Annotated in this window: 20 protein-coding genes; 11 read left to right on the top strand and 9 right to left on the bottom strand. The window is 73.5% G+C overall.

Features of this window, described 5'->3' with window-relative positions; genetic code table 11:
• Nucleotides 1-161: 161 nt before the first annotated feature.
• On the bottom strand, nucleotides 162-1,376 hold the full coding sequence (gene thrS, locus ACI1MP_RS31955) for a threonine--tRNA ligase (RefSeq protein WP_404870134.1): 1,215 nt from the start codon (nucleotides 1,374-1,376) through the stop codon (nucleotides 162-164).
• 347 nt (nucleotides 1,377-1,723) lie between these two features.
• On the opposite strand from thrS, the gene ACI1MP_RS31960 reads away from it, so the two are divergent.
• From ACI1MP_RS31960 to ACI1MP_RS31970, 3 genes are all read left to right on the top strand, one after another.
• The gene (locus ACI1MP_RS31960; RefSeq protein WP_404870135.1) at nucleotides 1,724-2,710 is read left to right on the top strand and encodes an NAD-dependent epimerase/dehydratase family protein; all 987 of its coding nucleotides are present in this window, start codon (nucleotides 1,724-1,726) and stop codon (nucleotides 2,708-2,710) included.
• A 75-nt stretch (nucleotides 2,711-2,785) separates the two neighbouring features.
• Nucleotides 2,786-4,072 (top strand): cytochrome P450, encoded by a 1,287-nt coding sequence (locus ACI1MP_RS31965; protein ID WP_380333572.1) that lies wholly within the window; start codon nucleotides 2,786-2,788, stop codon nucleotides 4,070-4,072.
• 32 nt (nucleotides 4,073-4,104) lie between these two features.
• Nucleotides 4,105-4,881: an SDR family oxidoreductase gene (locus ACI1MP_RS31970; RefSeq protein ID WP_404870136.1), complete on the top strand. Its 777-nt coding sequence runs from the start codon at nucleotides 4,105-4,107 to the stop codon at nucleotides 4,879-4,881.
• 92 nt (nucleotides 4,882-4,973) lie between these two features.
• On the opposite strand, the gene ACI1MP_RS31975 is transcribed toward ACI1MP_RS31970, so the two are convergent.
• The 3 genes from ACI1MP_RS31975 to ACI1MP_RS31985 form a co-directional block, all read right to left on the bottom strand.
• A complete protein-coding gene (locus ACI1MP_RS31975; protein WP_404870137.1) occupies nucleotides 4,974-5,426 on the bottom strand; it encodes a hypothetical protein in 453 nt (150 codons plus the stop codon).
• A gap of 140 nt (nucleotides 5,427-5,566) precedes the next feature.
• Nucleotides 5,567-6,721: a Cmx/CmrA family chloramphenicol efflux MFS transporter gene (locus ACI1MP_RS31980; protein WP_404870138.1), complete on the bottom strand. Its 1,155-nt coding sequence runs from the start codon at nucleotides 6,719-6,721 to the stop codon at nucleotides 5,567-5,569.
• Between the two features lie 258 nt (nucleotides 6,722-6,979).
• Nucleotides 6,980-7,162 (bottom strand): hypothetical protein, encoded by a 183-nt coding sequence (locus tag ACI1MP_RS31985; protein WP_404870139.1) that lies wholly within the window; start codon nucleotides 7,160-7,162, stop codon nucleotides 6,980-6,982.
• Between the two features lie 97 nt (nucleotides 7,163-7,259).
• Here ACI1MP_RS31985 and ACI1MP_RS31990 point away from each other — a divergent pair, with 97 nt between their 5' ends.
• From ACI1MP_RS31990 to ACI1MP_RS32005, 4 genes are all read left to right on the top strand, one after another.
• Nucleotides 7,260-8,000 carry a hypothetical protein gene (locus ACI1MP_RS31990; RefSeq protein WP_404870140.1) on the top strand — a complete coding sequence of 247 codons (741 nt, stop codon included), beginning with the start codon at nucleotides 7,260-7,262 and terminating at the stop codon, nucleotides 7,998-8,000.
• A complete protein-coding gene (locus tag ACI1MP_RS31995) occupies nucleotides 7,997-8,353 on the top strand; it encodes a winged helix-turn-helix domain-containing protein (protein ID WP_404870141.1) in 357 nt (118 codons plus the stop codon). Before ACI1MP_RS31990 ends, ACI1MP_RS31995 begins: the two co-directional genes overlap by 4 nt.
• 95 nt (nucleotides 8,354-8,448) lie before the next feature.
• On the top strand, nucleotides 8,449-9,000 hold the full coding sequence (locus ACI1MP_RS32000; protein ID WP_404870142.1) for a GNAT family N-acetyltransferase: 552 nt from the start codon (nucleotides 8,449-8,451) through the stop codon (nucleotides 8,998-9,000).
• A gap of 209 nt (nucleotides 9,001-9,209) precedes the next feature.
• Complete coding sequence (locus ACI1MP_RS32005) at nucleotides 9,210-9,872, top strand: NAD(P)H-binding protein (RefSeq protein ID WP_404870143.1); 663 nt, start codon at nucleotides 9,210-9,212, stop codon at nucleotides 9,870-9,872.
• Nucleotides 9,873-9,899: 27 nt separating this feature from the next.
• On the opposite strand, the gene ACI1MP_RS32010 is transcribed toward ACI1MP_RS32005, so the two are convergent.
• Nucleotides 9,900-11,312 carry a condensation domain-containing protein gene (locus tag ACI1MP_RS32010; RefSeq protein WP_404870144.1) on the bottom strand — a complete coding sequence of 471 codons (1,413 nt, stop codon included), beginning with the start codon at nucleotides 11,310-11,312 and terminating at the stop codon, nucleotides 9,900-9,902.
• Between the two features lie 161 nt (nucleotides 11,313-11,473).
• Nucleotides 11,474-12,460, bottom strand: coding sequence for an ROK family protein (locus tag ACI1MP_RS32015; protein ID WP_404870145.1), 987 nt, complete (start codon nucleotides 12,458-12,460; stop codon nucleotides 11,474-11,476).
• A gap of 170 nt (nucleotides 12,461-12,630) precedes the next feature.
• On the opposite strand from ACI1MP_RS32015, the gene ACI1MP_RS32020 reads away from it, so the two are divergent.
• The gene (locus ACI1MP_RS32020; RefSeq protein ID WP_404870146.1) at nucleotides 12,631-13,662 is read left to right on the top strand and encodes a LacI family DNA-binding transcriptional regulator; all 1,032 of its coding nucleotides are present in this window, start codon (nucleotides 12,631-12,633) and stop codon (nucleotides 13,660-13,662) included.
• A gap of 7 nt (nucleotides 13,663-13,669) precedes the next feature.
• Here the strand turns inward: ACI1MP_RS32020 and ACI1MP_RS32025 are convergent, their stop codons facing one another.
• Nucleotides 13,670-14,356, bottom strand: coding sequence for a hypothetical protein (locus tag ACI1MP_RS32025; RefSeq protein ID WP_404870147.1), 687 nt, complete (start codon nucleotides 14,354-14,356; stop codon nucleotides 13,670-13,672).
• Between the two features lie 402 nt (nucleotides 14,357-14,758).
• Between ACI1MP_RS32025 and ACI1MP_RS32030 the strand changes: the two genes are divergently transcribed.
• A complete protein-coding gene (locus ACI1MP_RS32030; protein ID WP_404870148.1) occupies nucleotides 14,759-16,627 on the top strand; it encodes a transglycosylase domain-containing protein in 1,869 nt (622 codons plus the stop codon).
• A gap of 18 nt (nucleotides 16,628-16,645) precedes the next feature.
• On the opposite strand, the gene ACI1MP_RS32035 is transcribed toward ACI1MP_RS32030, so the two are convergent.
• Together ACI1MP_RS32035 and ACI1MP_RS32040 are read right to left on the bottom strand one after the other, a co-directional pair.
• Nucleotides 16,646-17,938 carry a hypothetical protein gene (locus ACI1MP_RS32035; protein WP_404870149.1) on the bottom strand — a complete coding sequence of 431 codons (1,293 nt, stop codon included), beginning with the start codon at nucleotides 17,936-17,938 and terminating at the stop codon, nucleotides 16,646-16,648.
• 178 nt (nucleotides 17,939-18,116) lie between these two features.
• Nucleotides 18,117-18,680 carry an exonuclease domain-containing protein gene (locus ACI1MP_RS32040; protein WP_387998646.1) on the bottom strand — a complete coding sequence of 188 codons (564 nt, stop codon included), beginning with the start codon at nucleotides 18,678-18,680 and terminating at the stop codon, nucleotides 18,117-18,119.
• Between the two features lie 78 nt (nucleotides 18,681-18,758).
• On the opposite strand from ACI1MP_RS32040, the gene ACI1MP_RS32045 reads away from it, so the two are divergent.
• Together ACI1MP_RS32045 and ACI1MP_RS32050 are read left to right on the top strand one after the other, a co-directional pair.
• Nucleotides 18,759-19,043: a hypothetical protein gene (locus ACI1MP_RS32045; protein WP_404870150.1), complete on the top strand. Its 285-nt coding sequence runs from the start codon at nucleotides 18,759-18,761 to the stop codon at nucleotides 19,041-19,043.
• A gap of 141 nt (nucleotides 19,044-19,184) precedes the next feature.
• On the top strand, nucleotides 19,185-20,459 hold the full coding sequence (locus tag ACI1MP_RS32050; RefSeq protein ID WP_404870151.1) for an alpha/beta hydrolase family protein: 1,275 nt from the start codon (nucleotides 19,185-19,187) through the stop codon (nucleotides 20,457-20,459).
• Nucleotides 20,460-20,504 lie beyond the last annotated feature (45 nt).

Genomic DNA, 20,504 nt, shown 5'->3' on the forward strand with positions numbered 1-20,504 from the left:
GAGGGGCCGTTCGGCCCCTCACCTGCGGATAAGCCCTGGATAAAGGGGACTTCGGCGAGTGGTGGGCGGCGTCGGGGCGTTCGGCGCCCGCCCCGGGCCGGGGGTGCGGCGTGGGACTTGTCACGTTCCCGCGGTGGCCCGCGCCACACCCCCGGCGGGTCTCACCACAGGTCGACGGCGTGCGCCCCGACCTTCGCCGCGATCCGCTCCAGCACGTCCGCGGCGGGCAGCGGATCGAGCCGGCGGCCGTCGCGCAGCCGCACCGCGAGGGAGCCGTCGGCGGCCTCGCGTGGCCCGAGCACCACCTGGTACGGGGCCGGTCGGGCGTCCCGGACCCGCGCGCCCAGCGAGCCGCGGTCCGCCGCCAGCACCTCGGCCCGCAGATCGAGCTCCAGGCAGCGGGCGACCAGCTCGCGCGCCGCGCCCTCCTGCTCCTCGCCCAGCGGCAGCACCGCCAGCTGCACCGGCGCCAGCCAGGCCGGGAACGCCCCGCCGTGCTGCTCGACCAGGTGCGCCACCGCCCGCTCCACGCTGCCGATGATCGCCCGGTGCGCCATCACCGGCCGGTGCCGCGCCCCGTCCGGGCCGATGTAGTGCAGGTCGAACTGCTCGGGCTGGTGGAAGTCGACCTGCACGGTCGACAGGGTCGACTCGCGACCCGCGGCGTCCACCACCTGCACGTCGATCTTCGGCCCGTAGAACGCCGCCTCGCCGACCCCCTCCTCGTACGGCACGCCCAGCTCGTCCAGCACCCGCACCAGCAGCGCGGTCGCCCGCTCCCACAGCTCCGGCCGGGCCACGTACTTGCCGCCGCCGCCCGGCAGCGACAGCCGGTAGCGGGACGGGACGATGCCCATCGCCCGGTACGCCACCGCGATCAGCTCCAGCGCGCCGCGCGCCTCCTCGGCCACCTGGTCCGGGGTGCAGAAGATGTGCCCGTCGTTCAGCTGGATCGCCCGCACCCTGGTCAGCCCGCCCAGCACCCCGGACCGCTCGGAGCGGTACATGCCGCCCAGCTCGGCCATCCGAAACGGCAGTTCGCGGTAGCTGCGGGAGCGGGAGCGGAACATCACGGCATGGTGCGGACAGAGGCTGGGACGGAGCACCAGCTGGTCGTCCTCGCCCATGGACAGGGGCGGGAACATGTCGTCCCGGTAGTGCGCCCAGTGGCCGGAGAGCTCGTACAGCTCGCGTTTGCCCAGCACCGGCGAGTACACGTGCCGGTAGCCCGCACGCCGCTCCAGGGTGCGGACGAAATCCTCCAGGCCCTGCCGCACCACGGCGCCGTCCGGCAGCCAGAACGGCAGACCCGCGCCGATCAGCGGATCGGTGTCGAACAGGCCCAGCTCGCGGCCCAGCTTGCGATGGTCGAACACGGCGGTCTCCTCACCGGATGGGGGACGAGCCGCCACGGCCGCACGTGCGAAAGCCCCGGGCGCTCGGCCCCGGGGCTTGATCAGAACAGCAGTCAGCGCGCCGGGACATTCTCCCGCGTCGTCGTCGGCATCGCAGCGCGCTTCATGCCCCGGACGGTAGCAGCCGCACCCCCGCTCCGCACCCGAATTGACGCGCCGACCGGCGGGCCGCGACGGGCCGGTGACCGAAGGGGGCCCCAGCGCCTGACGACCGGTCAACTCGACAATCTGTTGGACCTGGTGGGCGTCCCGCGCGGAGGATGGCCACCGATCGGCTCCGATGCCCCACCGAGAGGGAGTTGTCCACCATGCAGAGCACTTCCGCCGACCGTCCCAGCCTGCTCGTCCTGGGCGGCACGCGGTTCGTCGGCCGGGCCGTGGTCGAGGCCGCGCTGGCCGACGGCTACCGGGTCACGATGTTCAACCGCGGCCTGACCGACCCCGGGCTGTTCGCCGACGCCGGCGTCGAGACGGTGATCGGGGACCGCACCGAGGACCTGTCCGCGCTCGACGGGCGCCGCTGGGACGCGGTGATCGACGTCGCGGGCTACCTGCCCGAGGTGGTGCGGCGCTCGGTCGACGCGCTCGGCGACCGGGTCGGCCGGTACGTGTTCGTCTCCACGATCTCGGTGTTCGCCGACCTGTCCACCGTCCAGGACGAGGACGGCGCGGTGCTGGAGGTCGTCGACGGCCTGTCGCGGATCCAGCTGTACGGCGCCAACAAGGCCGCCTGCGAGCGGATCGTGCTGGACGCGTACGGCGAGCGTGCGAGCATCGTCCGCCCCGGGCTGATCGTCGGCCCGCACGACCCGACCGACCGGTTCGCCTACTGGCCGCGGCGCTTCCGGCGCGGCGGCCGGGTGCTGCTGCCCGGCGACCCGGCCGCCCCCACCCAGTTCATCGACGTCCGCGACCTCGCGGCGTGGATCCTCGGCTGCGTCGCCGCCGAACGCGCCGGCGTCCACATCGTCACCGGCCGCTCCATGCCGATCGGCGAGTTCTTCGCCGCCTGCCAGGCCGCCGTGGGCTCCGACGTGGAAGGGGTCTGGGTCGACACCGAGACGCTGCTGAAGGAAGGCGTCGAGCCGTTCATGGGCGTCCCGCTGTGGAACGGCGACCCGGAGTTCGCGGCCGCCGAGCGGATCGACATCTCGCGCGCCCTGGCCGCCGGCCTGACGCTCCGTCCGCCGGCCGAGACCCTCGCCGACACCGCGGCCTGGGACGCCGCCCGCGGCGTGCCCGAGAAGGAGGGCCTCACCCCGGCGGAGGAAGAGCGGCTGCTGAACGCCCGCTGATCGCACACCGGCGCGAGGTGCCCACGCTCCGTTAAGGTGGGCACCGTCCGGACGGGTCGGCAGGGGAGAGACGTGATGGTGACGGCAGCGGACAGCACCCTTCCGGAACTCGACGCCGAGGAACTGGTCCGCTGGCGGGCCGACGGCGGGCGGCTGGTCGACCTGCTGACGGCCGCTCAGCGACTCGGCCCGGTCGCCGGGTTCCGGATCGGGGACCGGCAGGTGGTGCTGGTCACCGGGCCCGAGGAGGTCCAGCACGTGCTGGCCCGCAACCCCGACACGTACGTCAAGCACGGCCACCGCGCGAAGGTGCTGCTCGGCGACGGCCTGCTGTGCGCCGCCGGCGAGCCCTGGCGGCGTCAACGCAAGCTGCTGCAACCGCAGTTCACTGTGCGCGGGATCCGTGCCTACGAGCCGCAGCTGCGCGCCGCCGTCGCGGCCGTCGCCGACCGCTGGCGGGCCGCCGCGGACGCCGGCGAGATGCGCGAACTCGACGCCGACCTGCGGTACTTCTCGCTCGACGTGATCTGGCGCTCGCTCACCGCCCGACCGCTGGACGAGCCCACCTACCGGCAGCTGGTCGCCGCCGGGGACAGCCTCGCCGCCATCCCCGCGTTCGCGCCCGCCACCGGCGAGAGCGACGCCGACTTCAGCCGGGCCGTCGCCGACGCCGACCGCGCCGCCGAGCACGCCATCGCGCTCGCCCGGCAGGCCGACGAGCCCACCCTGATCGGGGTGCTGCTCCGCGCCGCCCGCGAACTGCCCGACTACGACGAGACGTTGGTCCGCGACGAACTGCTCACCCTGATGGTGGCCGGCTACGAGACCACCGCCACCACCCTCGGCTGGCTGTTCCTGCTGCTCGACGCCCACCCCGAGCAGCGCGACCTGGTGCTGTCGGCCGGCCCGGCGGGCTCCGCCGAGCGGGCGGCCGCGATCCGCGCGCTGATCGACGAGACGCTGCGGCTCTACCCCGTCGCCTGGCTGATGCCCCGGCACGCCGCCGAGACCGGCGCCGTCGGCGGGCACCTCGTCCCCGCCGGGGCGACGGTGCTGCTCTGCCCCTACCTGACCCACCGCGACCCGGAGGTCTGGCCCGACCCGGAGACGTTCCGTCCGCAGCGCTTCCTGGCCGCCGAACGCCGCCCCGCGCCCGGCAGCTACTTCCCGTTCGGCCTCGGCCCGCGCGCCTGCATCGGCGCCCAGTTCGCGGTCCGGGAGATGACGCTGCTGCTGGAGGAACTGCTCCCCGCGTTCCGGCCGGAGATCCGGGAACAGCCCACCGAGGCCGGCTACCGGCTGACCGTCCACCCCGACGGGCCGGTGCGGGCCGTGCTGCACCGGGCCGAAAACCGTTTGTGAGCACGCCCGACGGGCCGACAGGATCGGCGGCGATGAAGACCGATCAGCAGCACACCCCCGCCCGTCCGGTCGCCCTGGTGACGGGAGTCGGCCGGACGGTCGGCATCGGCGCCGCGATCGCCGAGCAACTCGCCGCCTCCGGTTGGGACATCGCGCACACCCACTGGACGCCGTACGATGCCCGGATGCCCTGGGGCGTCGAGCCGGACGCCGTCGAGGCCGTCGGCGCGACGCTCCGCGCGCACGGCGCCCGGCAGCTCGCGGTGCCCGCCGACCTCGCCGACCCCGGGACGCCCGCCCGGCTGTTCGACCGGGTGACGGCCGAACTCGGGCCCGTCACCGCGCTGGTGATGAGCCACGCCGAATCCGTCGACTCCGGGCTGCTCGACACCACCCTGGACAGCTTCGACCGGCACTTCGCCGTCAACACCCGGGCCGGCTGGCTGCTGATCCGCGAGTTCGGGCTGCGCTTCACCGGCCCGTTCGGCACCGGCCGGATCGTCGCCCTCACCAGCGACCACACCGTCGGCAACCTCCCCTACGGCGCCAGCAAGGGCGCCCTCGACCGGATCACCCTCGCCGCCGCCCGCGAACTCGCCCACCTCGGCATCACCGCCAACGCGGTCGACCCCGGCCCCACCGACACCGGCTGGATGGACGACGCCGTCCGCGCCGACGTCCTCGCCCACACCCCCCTCGGCCGCCTCGGCACCCCGCAGGACGCGGCCCGCCTGATCGACTTCCTCTGCTCCCCGTCCGGCCAGTGGATCAACGGCCAACTCCTGCGGAGCAGCGGCGGCTTCCAGTAGTCCTCGGTCGTCCCACGGGCCACTTCCACGGCCGCGGCCCGAGTCCGCGCTCCTTCGCTGTTCCGTCCCGTTCGACGTCGCCGCGGCGGCGGTCAGGCCCGGTGCTCGGCGCGGTCGCGCAACTCGCGGGTACGGGCGGCGAGTTCGTCCAGGGTGAGGGCGGCGGTGCCGTCCGTCAGACTGCCGAGGGCGGAGCCGTCCGCCCAGGCGCAGACCGGGAGTTCGCGATCGCTGTCGTCGATCAGTGCGCAGGCGATCGCGCCGCCGAGCGGGCCGGGCTCGAAGGTGCGCAGGCCCGTGACGGCCGTGCCGTCGCGGAGCGTGGTGGCACCGTCGGGGGAGTAGCCGCCCAGCATCCAGGTGGCCGCCTGCGCGGCGTCCGGCACCGAACCGCTCATCGCCACCACCAGGAGCTCCGCCTCCGCGAGGCCGACCGCCCCCGGCTGTCCGTACGCCGCCACCTCAAGGCTCCGAGGGGCGTACCGCTCGGCGTTGTCCCCCTCGTACGCGGCCCGCACCCGGGCCAGGTCCTGATCCTCCGTCACCCGGGACAGCCCCGCGAACTCGCTGACCAGGGGTGATGTGCAGGCCCGGGCTGGTGTTGCGAGGCGGTGGGGCGGGCGGTCCGGGGTGGGTGCAGGCCCGGGGGCGGGACGGGTGCGGGCGGAGGCGTGCGGGCGGGCGGTCAGGCGGCGGTCCGGGCCGGAGGCCGTTCGCGGAGGGCCGGGCCGAGCAGGAGCGCGGCGGCGGTGAGGGCGGTGGCGGCGTACAGGGGGCCGGTGGGGGAGGGGAGTGCGGCGGCGGCGAGCAGGGGGCCGATGGTGGCGCCGAGGTTGAGGGCGGCCGTCGCGTACGCCCCGGCCATGGTGGGCGCGTCGGTGGCGGCGGTGGCCAGGACACGGGTGATCAGCGTTCCGCCGACGGCGAAGGAGAGGGCGCCGAGCAACGGCACCAGGACCGGCAGCGCGGCCGGACGGTCCGCCAGCGCGGCCAGGGCCGCCCAGCCGAGCGGCAGCAGCGGGCCCGCCACGGCGAGCAGCCGCAGCGGATGGCGGTCGGCGAGCCGCCCGGCGACGTTGATGCCGAGCACCGTGCCGAGGCCGAACAGCACCAGCACCACCGGCACCCAGCCCCGGCCGAGCCCGGCCGGGCCGGTCACCACGGGGGCGAGGAAGGTGAACGCGGCGAACGTCCCGGCGTTCACCAGCGCGCCCAGCAGCAGCACGTGCAGCAGCCGGGGCCGGGCGAGCACGGCCAGCTCCGCACGCAGCGCCGGCCGGCCGTCCGCCGACCCGCGCCCGGCGGGGACGCCCAGCAGCACCCCGACGGCGGCCGGTGCGCAGAGCAGCGCCACCGCCCAGAACGAGGCCCGCCAGCCCAGCAGTTGACCCAGCAGCGCCCCCGCCGGGACGCCCACCACGGTGGCCGCCGTCGTCCCCGACAGCAGCACGCCCACGGCGCGCCCCCGCCGCTCGGGCCCGACCAGCGTGCCCGCCGCCGTCACCGCCAGCGCGAGGAACCCGGCGTTCGCGAACGCCGCCACCACCCGGGCGGCGCACAGCACCGGGAACGACGTCGTGGTGGCGCCCACCACGTGGGCCGCCGCGAACAGCACCACGCCGCCGAACAGCCCGGAGCGGCGCGGCCAGCGACGGGTCAGGGCCGCCATCAGCGGGGCGCCCGCGACCATGCCGACAGCGAAGGCCGAGGTCAGCAGGCCGGCCGTGCCGACGGGGACGCCGAGCTCGGCGGCGAGATCCGGCAGCAGGCCGGACAGCATGAACTCCGAGGTGCCCATGGCGAACACGGCCAGGGCGAGCAGATACAGGGCAAGAGGCATCGCACGGTACTCCGAGGTGAGGAGAGGAAACGGACAGCCGTCTCGTCACCCGGAGCCCGGGGCACTCCTCCGCACCGCGCGGCCCTCGACGGGGCGGCGCGGGCAGAGGCAGGGCGGACTCAGGTGCTCAGGGGCCGACGGCGGGGCCGCAGACCCCCACCTCGTCCGACTCGGGGCTCACCACGCTGCGCACGCTACCGGAACACCGTCCGGCCGGTCATCCCGATTTCCGCTGCCCGAGCGGATGCTGACCGACCGTCAGACCGTCTTGCGCAGCGCCATGGCCGCCACCTGGTAGCCGTTGGCGCGGTACAGCGCGATCGCGGCCTCGTTGCCGCCGAACACGTTCAGCCCGAGCGCCGTCCAGCCTTCCCGGGCGGTCAATGCCTCGGCGGCGCGCAGGATCGCGGTGGCCTGCTCCTTCCGTCCGGATGGCTGCACCTACGAGCCTACGCCGACGCCCAACTCGCCCACCGGGAGCGGGAGGTGCGATGCACGGTCTCTTGCCACAACCGGTTTGCTGTGCAAACCTGACGGCATGACAGACGCATCGGTGCCCGTGAACGGCACCCCGCACGAAGTCCTCGCCGGACTGGGCGAGTTGACCCGCAAGGTGCGTGCCGCGCAGCGCGGCACCTGGTTCCCGCTGCTGCTGCTCGGCGGCCTCACGACGGGCGGCATCCTGGTCGCCCGCCTCACCCACCAGGTGCTGACCGTCCCCTGCGTCGGCGAACCGGCGGGCGCCGACTGCACCCTGGTCAGGCAGGGCTCGCCGCTCTACTGGCCGATCGGTCTCGCCCTCGCCTATCTCGCCACCGCCGTCTTCTACGTCCGCCGGGCCCGCAACCGCGGCGTCGGCACGGCGATCCGGCCCTACGTCCTCACCGGCATCGCACTGCTCGCCACGGTGTCCGCCACCTCGCTCTGGGCCACCCGGAACGGGATGCCGCAGCCCGGCGCGCCGCTCGACCTGTGGGGCCTGCACCTCGACCCCGCCGCCCCGGCGACGCGACTCCTGCAACGGCTGATGGGCGACGCCCTGGCCGTCGGACTGCCGCTGCTGGTGCTGGCCCGGGTGGAGCGCAGCCGCGCCCTGCTGCTGCTCGCCGTGCTCTACTTGGCCGTCGAACTGGTCCCGCTCAGCACCGGCTGGGCGGGCATCCCGATCACCTCGCCGTGGTCCGCCCTGCCGCGCTACGCCGTCCCCGGCGCACTGCTGCTGCTCGGCGCCCTCGGCTTCGCCCTGGCCGAACGACCCCGGGAACGCACCGCATCATGACCGAACCGCCCGAGCAGGTCGAACAGCACCCTGCCGCCGGCCTGGACGACGTCGTCCACCAGCGCGTCCGCCTCGGCATCCTCACCGTCGCCCACCAGGCCCGCCGGGTCGAGTTCGGCTTCCTGCGCACCGCGCTCGGCCTCACCGCCGGCAACCTCAGCCAGCACCTGACCGTCCTTGAGAAGGCCGGCCTGATCGCCGTCGAAAAAGGCTACGAGGGCCGCCGCGCCCGCACCTGGCTGACGCTCACCGCCGCCGGCGACCGCGCCCTCCAGGACGAAGTCACCCAGCTCAAACGCCTCATCCAGCAGATCGAGAACGGACGCCCGGAGCCTTCTGCGAACGGCAGTTGACACTCCGTCCGAGGCCCGCGGCCGGCCACCGGCCGCGGGCCGTCCGTCGTAGGCTGCCGGATCCGGCCCACCCGCCCGTGACGAGGACCCAGCCCATGCCCAGCAGTACCCGCATCCGCCTGATAACGCCCGCCGACGCCGTCCCGATCGCCGCCCACTACGCCCGGGACGTCGAGGCGTTCCGACGCTGGGAACCGGCCCAGCCCGTCGAGTTCTTCACCCCCGAGGGCCAAGCCGCACGGATCGACCGGCTGCTGACCGGCCACGAGGCCGGAACGATCTGGCCCGGCGTCGTCCTCGCCGACGACCGACCGATCGGCCAGATCACCATTTCGACCATCCTCCCGCAGCCGTTCCTGCGCCGCGCCTCCCTCGGCTACTGGATCGCCACCACCGCCCAGAACCAGGGCCACGCCGGCCGCGCCGTCTCCCTCGCGCTGACCGTGATGACGGACCGGCTCGGCCTCCACCGCATCGAGGCCTCCACCCACCTGGAGAACCTCCCCTCCCAACGGGTCCTGCGCCGCAACGGATTCACCCCGTACGGCGTCGCCCACGCCGCGATCCTGCTCGACGGCCGCTGGCAGGACTCGCTGCTCTGGGAGCGGATCCTCGACGAGCCAGGCACGGGGGAGGGGGCGGCGTGAACGCGGTGGATCGGGCGGATTCCCGAGGGAGGGACCGACCGTGAACGGCGGCCCGGGGCGGCCCCGTCGCGCACCTGCGCGCCTCGACCGCCGACTGTGTGCCGAGCTCGGCGGGTGGCCGAAGGGGAGTTGACGTGACGTCACCCGGACGGGCGGAACGGCGGTCGCCCTCCGTCGGGAAGTGATCGACGGGGCATACGGTGGGGCGCATGCGCATTGTCATCGCTGGTGGTCATGGTCGGATCGCGCTGCGGCTGGAGCGGCTGCTCGGCGCGCGGGGGGACGCGGTCGCGGGGATCGTCCGCAGGCCGGAGCAGGCGGGGGAGTTGCTGGCGGCGGGGGCCGAGCCCGTGGTGTGCGACCTGGAGTCGGCGACGGTCGCCGAGGTCGCCGGGCACCTGGAGGGCGCCGACGCGGCGGTGTTCGCGGCCGGGGCCGGGGCGGGCAGCGGGGCGGCACGCAAGGAGACGGTCGACCGCGGGGCGTGCGTGCTGTTCGCGGACGCGGCGGAGGCAGCGGGTGTGCGGCGGTTCGTCGTGGTGTCCAGCATGGGGGCGGACCGTGAGCCGCCGGCGGGGACCGACCCGGTGTTCGCCGCCTACCTGCGGGCCAAGGCGGCGGCGGACGCCGACGTGCAGTCCCGTCCCGGTCTGGACTGGACGATCCTGCGGCCCGGACGCCTGACCGACCGGCCGGGCACCGGCAGGGTGACGCTGGCCGCGGCCACGGGGCGCGGGGAGGTCCCGCGCGACGACGTGGCCGCGGTGCTCGCCGCGCTGCTCGACGAGCCCCGGACGGCCGGGCTCACGCTGGAGCTGGTCGGCGGCAACTCGCCGGTCGACGAGGCGGTTTCGGCGCTCGCCGGTTCCTGACGGGCCGTCGCGGGCCGTCGCGGTCCGTCAGGCCGGAACCGTCGCGGGTGCGGCCATCGCCAGGAGCGTCTCGCGCAGGGTGCGCCGGAGCCGGGCCATGGTCCGGTGGGCCTGCGGGAGGTCGACGTGGACGGTGTGGATGTGCAGACCGTCCTCGTCCCGCTGGAACCACGAGGTGGTGCCGTTCACGCGCGACACCCACACATGGGCCATCGGCTGCCAGCGCGCGTGGTTCTCGGCCCCGGGGCACTTCCGCATGTCGATGTAGGAGAGGAAGTTCACCGGGAACGGCCAGCAGTGGCCGGTGAAGTGCTCGGGTGCGAGCAGCTCCCAGGCCCGGACGAACGGCACGTCGATGCTCTCCATCATCGCGGCGAACCCGTCCCGGACGCCCGCGACGAGCTGCGCGAAGTCCAGTTCCTCGGCCACCGAGAACTCGATGGGCAGGGTGTTGACGAACCAGCCGAGGGAGTGCCGCCAGGTGCCCCGGCCGCGTTCGCTGAGCGGCATCAGCGCACGGTAGACGTCCGGCCCGCCCTCCTCGCGCAGGGCCACCGCGACCGCGGCGAACAACCCCATGAAGAACTTCCCGCCGACCTCCTCGCAGCGGGCCTCCAGCGCCGCGGTCTGCCGGGCGTCCAGCAGGGTCGCGGTGTCGCCGACCGCCGGATACAGCCGGCTGGGCTCCGTCCCGAGGTCCAGCGGGAACCGGGGGAAGAGGCTGCCGTTCCGGGCGATGAACGACTTCCAGTAGGCGAGACGGTCGTCGTCGACGCCGATCGAGGTGTACCGGTGGCGCTGCTCCCGGGCGAACTCCATGTAACTTCCCGCCTCCGGGAGGTCCGGTTCCGTTCCGTCGCAGTACGCGGCGTAGGCGAGCTGGACGTCCCGCACGACATTCGGCATCGACATTCCGTCGGACACGATGTGGTCGAATGCGAGGTAGACCGTCGTGGGGCCGTCGTCACGGACGACGGCGCCCATGGTGAACGCGGGCCACTCCAGGGTGTCGATGTGTTTCCGGAAGCTGTCCGTCAGGAACGCGTGGACTTCCCTGGGCGTGTCGAATTCGCCCATGCCGACGGCTTCCAGTTCGATTTCCTCGGGCCGGTGCACCGCGTACGACAAATCCTCCACGAGGCGCTGGAACTCGCAGCGCAGGACATGGTGCCGCCGCACCAGGAAGAGCAGCGCCGACTCCAGTGCCCGCTGGTCGAGCGGCCCTTCGATCTCGAAGGTGACGGCAAGCCAGGAGGCCAGCGGCTCCTCGCTGTTGCGGGTCTCGTCGATCAGCGAGTGGTGCTTGTCCTGATTGAACGACGCGCTCCCGGCGTATTCCTCGCCGGGGCGGTCCGCGCATGCCGAACCCCAGGATCTGATATTCCATTGGACAATGTGCCCCGGTGCAATATCGGCGGCTTCCAACGGTGCCTGGCGCATGCTGATGCTCTCCCGAGCCGAAGGGAATTTTCGCGAATCGGCAGGCGGCAGCGACGGAACAAAGGCAGGCGACCGGCCGATTCAATACAGAATGTAACACCGCGCATTCGGAAAGTGGTTGATCCGGCGCGACACGGACTGCGGTGATCCGGCTCCGGCGGTCAGCTCCGGAATGCTGTTCGGTCTCCGTCCGGCAGGGCGTGGCGGGCCAGGGCCGCGGCGCCGACGAGGCCGGCGTCGGTGCCGAGGCGGGCGGGGGCGAGGGCGAGCCGGCGGGTGAAGGGGAGGGTCGCGTAGCCGGCGAGGTGGCGGGCGAGGGGGGTGAAGAGGACGTCGCCCGCGCCGGCGACGCCGCCGCCGATCACGGCGACGTCGAGTTCGACCAGGGTGGCGGTGGCGGCGATGCCGGCCGCGAGGGCCCGCGCGGCGCGGTCGAAGGCCGCCAGCGCGAGCGGGTCGCCGGACTTCGCGGCGCGGGCGACACCGGTCGCGGTGGTGTCGCCGTCGGGGCCGGGGCGCCAGCCGCTGTCGGCCGCGGTGCGGGCGATGGCCGTGCCGGAGGCGAGCCCTTCGAGGCAGCCGCGGGAGCCGCACGGGCAGGGGCGGCCCTCGAAGTCGACGCTGATGTGGCCGAGATGGCCGGCGTTGCCGGTGGTGCCGGTGTGCAGGCGGCCGTCCAGCACGAGCCCGGCGCCGACGCCGGTGGAGACCACCAGGCAGAGCGCGTTGCGGTAGGGGCGGGCCGCGCCGCGCCAGTGCTCGGCGGCGGTCATGGCGACCGCATCCCCGCCGAGGACCACGGGCAGGTCGCCGGCGGCGGGGTGCCGGGCGGCCTCGGCGCGCAGCGGGAACTCGCGCCAGCCGGGCAGGTTGACGGGGCTGACGGTGCCCGCGGCGATGTCGACCGGCCCGGCGCTGCCGATGCCGAGCGCCTGCACCCGGGGCCACTCGGGCCGCCGGGCCAGCTCGTCCAGGACGTGCGTCACGGTGGCCATCAGCTCGTGCCGGTCGCCGGTCGCGGGGGTGGGCACCTGGAGGCGGTGCAGCAGGGCGCCCCGGGGGTCGACCAGGCCGCCCGCGATCTTCGTGCCGCCGATGTCGAGCGCCGCGAGCAGTGCTTCGCCGGTACCTGCCGGGTGATGGTTCATGGTGACGTCTCCGCAGGTGGAACGGGGAGCGCCGTGGTGCGTGGCAGGGCGCCGTCGGATCGGTCCTGTGATTCTGACCCGCTTTGACAACGTTGTCCAGCAGGCATCGCCGCAGCCCGGGGCATCCGTCGAGGGTCGGATCCGGGGGTACCCGCACTATTCTCCGTGGCATGACGAGCAGCCTCCGAACCGGTGTCCGACTGCGCACCGGTGTTCGACCGACCATGAAGGACGTCGCCGCGGCGGCCGGGGTCGGACTGAAGACCGTCTCACGGGTCGTCAACGGCGAGTCCGGGGTGACGGACGGGACGGCGGAGCGGGTGCGGGAGGCGATCGAGGCGCTCGGGTTCCGGCGCAACGACAGCGCGCGGCTGCTGCGGACCGGGCGCACCGCGAGCGTGGCGCTGGTCCTGGAGGACATCAGCGACCCGTTCTCCTCCGCGCTGTCCCGGGCCGTCGAGCAGGTCGCGGCCGCCGAGGACTGCCTGCTGTTCACCGGTTCCAGCGGCGAACGGGCGGACCGGGAACGGGAGTTGGCGCTGGCGTTCTGCGCCCGCCGGGTGGACGGGCTGATCGTGGTGCCGGCCGGCGACGACCACCGGTACCTGCTGCCGGAGATCGCGTCCGGCACGCCCGTGGTGTTCCTGGACCGACCCGCGGGCGGCATCGACGCGGACGCCGTGCTCAGCGACAACGCGGGCGGCGCCCGCCGGGGCACCGCGCACCTGATCGCCCACGGCCACCGCCGGATCGGCTTCATCGGCGACCTGCGGGCGATCCACACCGCCGCCGAACGCGAACGCGGCTACCGCGCCGCGATGGCGGAGGCCGGACTGCCGGTGGACGACCGCTGGGTGGACTGCGGCCCCACCGACCGCGCCCGGGTCGGCGAGGCGGTGCGCCGCCTCACCACCGGACCGGACGCCGTCACCGCGCTGTTCACCGCCAACAACCGCGTCACCCTCGCCGCCCTGCACCACCTCCCCGCCGAGCGCCGCCCGGCCGTGGTCGGCTTCGACGACCTGGAGCTCGCCGACCTGCTCACCCCCGGCCTCACCGTGGTCGCCCAGGACCCGGCCGCCCTCGGCGCCCTCGCCGCCCGCCGCCTGTTCGCCCGACTGGCGGGTGACATCGGCGCGCCCGCCAGCTTGGAGGTGCCCACCACGCTGATCCCCCGGGGCTCCGGCGAGATCCTCCCCTGACGGTCCGTCAACTCTCCCGAGGCGGAGGGGAGACGATCAACTCCAGCCAGTACCGCTGATCCACCGGGATCCGGCCCGGCGGCAGGGCGAGCAGCCACTCCGTCAGCTCCGGGCCGGCCTCGAACTCGCCGTAGAAGCCGAACTTCAGGGTGAGCACCTCGCCCCAGTGCAGCCATCCCTCCACCGCGTCGGCGAGGTGCCGGTCGGCCGTCGGCGTGGCCGTGTCCGCCCAGGTGCGCAGCCAGGGGGCAAGGGTGTCGGTCGTCGCGGCCACCGTCTCCAGGACCGTCGGCACGTGCGTCGGCGGCGCGGGCTGCTCCAGGGTGGCGGACCACCAGGCGTCCAGCACCTCGGTGACCAGGTCGGCGTGGGGCCACTTCCGCCAGTCGGCGGCGCGCAGCCGGGTGGCGATCAACTCGCCGTCGGCCAGCACGCCGGTCGTCAACTGCCGCAGGATGCGCGGCGCGAGGCGCCGGTACAGGGTGGGGAAGTCGTACCAGAGGTCCGCGTTCTTCACCGCGGCCCGGCGGAGCAGTTCGTTCGGCAGTAGGTCCGGCGGCCCGGACAGCAGTGCGAGGTCCTCGGCGGTCCAGCAGTGTTCGCAGCCGCCCACCGGAGGGCCGGGGTGGGCACTGCGGCCGGCGGTGTCGAGGGCGTCCAGGGCGTGGTGCAGGCGCTGCTGCGCGGTCGTCATGGTTCCTGCCAACGGGACTCCGCCGGTGCGGACGGCGAAGAGCGTGACGCTACCAGAGGCGGTGGGCGGGCGCCTCGATCGGTGGCGTGGCGATCATCACACGGTTGGGTCGCGACGTGACGGTCGGTCAGCACGTCCCAAGTCTGCGGGAGAGATTTGCCAATCGAGCAGATCGGGGAACGCATGGTGTCCGGCGAGCCGAGGGACGCGGTCGGGGCAGAGGGATCGGACGGAGCGGCGGAGCGTGCGGGGCGACGGCCCGCCCGGAAGCCGAGACCGAAGCCGGAGCCCGAGCCGGGATCGGGTCGGACCGGGCGGCGCCGGGCGTCGAGACTGCGGCCGGACTACCCGCGCGCCGGCCGCCGGGGGCTACGGCGCTGGCTCCCGTCATGGCGTCAACTGGTGCTGCTGACCACGGGGTCGGTCGGCGCGCTCGCCGTCGCGGCCGTGGTGATGTACGCGCGGACGGACGTCCCCAAGGACCTCAACTCCTTCGCCACCCAGCAGAACAACGTCTTCTACTGGGCGGACGGCACCGAGATGGCGCGCACCGGCCTGGTCAACCGGCAGGACGTGCCGCTGGAGCAGGTGCCGGAGCACGTGCAGTGGGCGGTGCTCGCCGCGGAGAACGAGGACTTCTACTCGGACCCCGGCATCTCGATGAAGGGGATCGCCCGGGCGTTCTACCGGATGGGGTCGGGCGGTGACACCCAGGGCGGCTCGACCATCACCCAGCAGTACGTGAAGAACGCCTACCTGAACCAGCATCAGAGCTTCTCCCGCAAGCTCGACGAGATGTTCATCGCGGTCAAGCTGGACCAGCAGGTCGACAAGAAGGACATCCTCAGCGGCTACCTGAACATCAGCTGGTTCGGCCGCGGCAGCTACGGCATCGAGCGGGCCGCGCAGGCCTACTACGGCAAGCACGTGTCCCAACTCGACCCGAGCGAAGGGGCGTTCCTGGCGGCCGTGCTGAAGGGCGCGTCGCTGTACGACCCGGCGCTCGGCGGCGACAACCGGGACCGCGCGGTGGAGCGCTGGGCATGGATCCTGGACCGGATGGTCAAGATCGGGAAGCTGTCCGCCGAGGAGCGGGCCCGCTACACCGTCTTCCCGGAACCGCAGACCCCGCCGCAGCAGGCCGGCCTGAGCGGGCAGACCGGCTACCTGGTGGACCTGGCGAAGGCCTACGCGCTGAGCCACGCGGACATCACCCCGGCCCAGTTCGACCTGGGTGGCTACCAGATCCGCACCACCTTCGAGAAGCCCCGGCAGACCGCGCTCACCCAGGCCGTCCAGGACGCCGCGAAGAACCTCGACCCGGACCGTCGCCCCGCCGACCAGAACGTCCACCTGGGCGCGGCCTCGGTCGCCACGGACGGGCGGATCCTGGCCGTCTACGGCGGACCCGACTACCTGAAGCAGGGCTTCAACAACGCCAACACCGCGAACGTGCCCGCCGGTTCGGCCTTCACCCCGCTGGTGTACGCCGCCGGGCTCGACCGGGGCGTCCAACGCGAACGGCAGGGCAGCAGGACGCCGGTGCTGCCCACCACCCGCTACAACGGCGACAACGGCGTCGACCTGCAGACCCCCGAAGGGCCGTACTGGGGGCGCGACGGGAAGAAGGCCAAGGCGGCCAACGACGGCGACCGCAACTGGGGCCAGGTCAGCCTGCGGACCGCCGTCGAACAGTCCGTCAACGGTGTGATGCAGCAACTCGGCATGGACGTCGGCCTCGACAACGTCCGCCGGGCCGCGCTCGGGTTCGGGCTGCTCCCCGACAGCATGGGCGACCTGGTCCCCGGCTTCGCGCTGGGCAACTCCACGCCCAGCGCGATCCGGCTGGCCGACGCCTACACCGCGTTCGCCGGGCAGGGCATGCGCACCGACCCGTACTCCGTCGACCGGGTCAGCCGCAACGGCGCCGAACTCGCCGTCGGGCGGCCGGTCGCCGTCCGGGCCGCGCCCGCGGGAGTGGCCGGCGAGGTCGACGCCGCGCTGCGCGGGGCCGCCAAGGACGGCACCGGCAAGGAGGTCGGACAGCTCGTCCCCGGCGCCGCCGGCAAGACCGGCGGCAACCAGGCCCGCACCGCGGGCTGGTTCGTCGGCTACCGCGGACCGGTCACCACCGCCGTGTCGCTGTTCCGGATGGATCCGAAGACCCTGGCGCTCCTCCCGCTGACCGGGGTGGCCGGCGCCGACCCGGCCACCCCCGACTACACCACCCCGGCCGCGATCTGGGCCGCCTACACGAAGGCCGTGGGGTGAAGTCCCCGATGCGTCGCGCTACTTGAGGTAGGTCGGCCAGTCCGGCGCCTGGGCCGGATCGAGCCGGCGGAGCTGGTCCAGGACCTTCGGGTCCTGGGCGTCCAGCCAGTCGGCGAGCTCCTTGAACGACACGCAGCGCACGTCCTCCTTCGTGCAGACGCCCTTCATCACGTCCTCGACGGCCTGCATGTAGATGCCGCCGTTCCAGGTCTCGAAGTGGTTCCCGATGAACAGCGGTGCCCGGCTGCCGTTGTAGACCCGGGCGAACCCGTCGAGGTACCCCTCCCGGGTCTGCTTCTCCCAGGCGTTGTACTTCTTCGGGTCGCCCTGGGTGCTGTCGCCGGACTGGTTGGCCAGGAAGTTGAAGTCCATCGACAGCACCTGGGAGTTGCCGAACGGCAGCAGCTGGAGCGGGAAGTTCCACACCCCGCCGGTCTTCGACGGCCAGACCTGGAACTCTCCCGGCGAACTCGCGTCGTAGCGCCAACCCAGGGCCTTCGCGGCCGGAATCAGGTTCTTCTGCCCCTCCAGGCACGGGGCGCGACCGCCCGCGAGGTCCTTGCGGTAGTCGAACGGCAGCGGCGCCTCGTCGGCGAACCCGGTGTTGGTCTTCCAGTTGGTGACGAACGAGTACGCCTGGTCGATCTCGCTGCGCCACTCGTCGGTGCTCCAGTCCCCGCCGCCCTTCGCGCCGCAGAAGTGCCCGTTGAAGTGAGTGCCGATCTCGTCGCCGTCCTTCCAGGCCTCGCGCAGCTGCTCCAGCGTCTCCTTCACGTGCTTGTCGGTGGGGAAGGAGATGGCGGCGCTGCCCGGATCGTGCTGCGGCGGCCGGTAGAGCCCGTGCTTCTCCTCCGGGAGCAGGTAGATTCCGGTGAGGAAGAACGTCATGGTCGCCCGGTTCTCCTTCGCCAGCTTCCGGAACCGGGAGAACAGGTGGTCGTCGTTCTCCAGCGCGCCGTCCCAGGAGAACACCACGAACTGCGGGGGCTTCTCCCCGGGTTTCAGCTTCTCGATCTTCAACTGGTTCGGCTGCGGCCCCGTGTCGGACGTCGACCCGTCCCCGAGCACCTTCACCTGTCCGTCCCAGGTCGCGGACGGGCTCGGGCTCGGGCTCGGGCTCGAAGCGGCGCTCGGCGGCGGTGTGTCGGCGCCCGTGGTCGCCGACATCGACTGCTGCGCCGGGGTCGAACTGCCGCCGGTCGTCAGGCCCACCACGAGCGCGGTGGCCGCACCGGCCGCGACCACGACCGCCGCGACCTGAGCGGTTCTCGCCCGTCCCCTGCCACCACCGCTGCGCTTGTCGTCGCTCATCGCTCGCCGTCCCCTCGGTACACGGCTGCCTGGCTGGCAGGCCGTCCGACTGGTATGACGATTCGGATGATCGGATTGGTTACCGCTGGATCCGGTTACATGACAGTTCGTCACGCCTCGCGTGAGCGGCCGACATCGGATTGACCGGTTCTACGGCCAGGCGTCGGATTGACCGGTTCTACGGCCAGGCGTCGCGGTCGGCGAGGTGGAGGACGAGGGCCGCGATGTTCCAGGCGTCGTCCTCCCCGCGATGGTGACGGCCTTCGAGCGGCAGGCCGGCGATCTCCAGGGCCTGCGCCATGCCGGGGCGTTTGCGCAGCCCGTGGGCCTCGGTGAAGACGGCCTTGGCGTTGGTGTGGTGGCGGCCGAACGGGTAGGGCGTGCGAGTGGCCCCGCACTGGCGGGTGAACTGGTGGCGGTCGTAGTCGCCCCAGCTGATCCACGGCCGGGCGCCCGCCCGGTGCTCGGCCGCCAGCAGCCGGCACGCCTCGGCGAAGCCCACGCCCCGGTCGACCTCCTGCTGGGTGAGGCCGGTCAGCTCGGTGCAGAACCTGCTGACCGCCGACCGGACGGGCCTGACCACGATCCGGTGCCGGGCGAGGCGCGTGCCGGCGCCCAGGTCGACGACGGTCAGGCCGATCTCGATGATCTCGCTCACCGCGCCGGGCGGCGGCGCACCGTCCCAGCAGGTGGCTTCGACGTCCACGACGTTGACGAGGCGCGCGGCCCGGGTGCTGTCCACGGTGGGAAGCGTAGGGAGGAGCGGCGGTCGGGGCACCTGGTTTTCGAAGCCCGGGCCGGTGACCCGCACACTTGTGGGGTGAACTGGTACGAGCAGGCCCGGGCGGCGGAGCAGCGGCAGGACTGGGACGCGGCGATCGCGTTGGTGAGCGCGCGTGCCGAGTGCTACTCCGCCGACTTCCACCGCCACGACAACCACCTGTGGCACCTCGACCTGCTCGCCCGTGCGGGGCGGATCGCGGAACTGGCGGAACTGGCCCTGGCGGACCGCCACGCCCGTCGGCGGCTCAACAGGGCGTCGAGCGAGCGGGGCGTCGGTGAGTCGGGGCCGGGAAGCCCCGCTCCGTCGACCGGTGCACCGTGAGTATCAGCGGTTGTGGGGATGTCATACCTCGGTAGCCTCCGGCGAGTTGGCTCTGCGGTGTGACGGTTTCACCCCCGCCCCGCCCGTACCTTCTTTCCCGTGCCGAGGAGCACACCGAGGACGAGAACAAGGGGACGGGCGATGCGCAAGCGGGGACGGGCGATGGCGACGGTGGTGCTGGCGGCGACGGTGGCGCTGGGGGTGGCCGGGGCTCCCGGTGCGATGGCGGTGGCGCCCGCGCCGGTCGGGAAGTCGGCGACGGCGGCGCTGCCGGCGCCCACCGGGCCGTACGCGGTCGGCACCACCAGCGTGCACCTGGTCGACCCGGGCCGGGAGGATCCGTGGAAGGTCGGGCGGCCCCGGGAGTTGATGATCAGTCTCTGGTACCCGACCGGCCGTCCCGCGCTCGGCGACGAACGGGCGCGGTACATGACGCCCGACGCGGGGGCGCACTTCGGCAGCGCCGGGAGCGTCACCCAGCTGAACCAGGGCTTCGAACCCGACCGCACCGACTGGTCGGGCGTGCGCACCCACGCCCGCGTCGACGCGCCCGCGCTGCCCGGCCGGGCCCGGCCGGTGGTGCTGTACTCGGCGGGGCTGGGCGACCCGCGCACCTGGGGCACCGGCCTGGTGGAGGACCTGGCCTCGCGCGGCTACGTCGTGGTGACCGTCGACCACACCTGGGAGGCGTCCGAAGTGTCGCTCCCGGACGGCGAGTTGGCCACCTCGGTGTTCCCGGAGCTGGCCAAGGACCCGAACCTCGACGTCGGCGCGCTGCTGCGCAAGATGATCGGCACCCGGGTCGACGACACCAGGTTCGTCCTCGACCAGCTGGCCCGGCTGAAGTCCTCCCGGACCCTGCCGCCCGGCGTCGGCGCCGCCCTCGACCTCGGCCGGATCGGCATGGTCGGCCACTCCGGCGGCGGCTCCACCGCGCTCCAGGCCATGCACGACGACCCGCGGATCGCCGCAGCCGTCAACATGGACGGGCAGCTGCAGTTCCCCGGCCCGGACGGGAGGACCGGCGTCTACCTGACCGACGTGGCCGAGAAGGGCCTGGACCGCCCGTTCCTGCTGCTCGGCACCCGGAACGACGACTCCGGCCCCTACCGGCAGCAGCCCGGCTGGGACGCGCTGTGGCACCGCAGCACCGGCTGGCACGCGGACTTCACCCTCGACGGCTCCCGCCACGGCTCGTACACCGACGCCGAGTCCCTGCTGCCGCAACTCGCCGACCAGGGCGCGATCTCCGCCGATGCGCTGCACGGCGACATCGGTGCGGTCCGACCCGACCGGGCGGTGCTCGCGACCCGGACGTACGTCGCGAGCTTCTTCGACCGCTGGCTGCGCGGCCACGACGACCACCTGCTGGACGGGCCGTCGGCGAGCTTCCCGGAGATGGTCCACGAGCCCTGACCGACACCTGCGCCCGGCGGCCCGAAACCGGTTCGTGGACATGCC

The organism is Kitasatospora griseola, assembly GCF_044999035.1.
GTDB classification, from domain to species: Bacteria; Actinomycetota; Actinomycetes; order Streptomycetales; family Streptomycetaceae; genus Kitasatospora; species Kitasatospora griseola.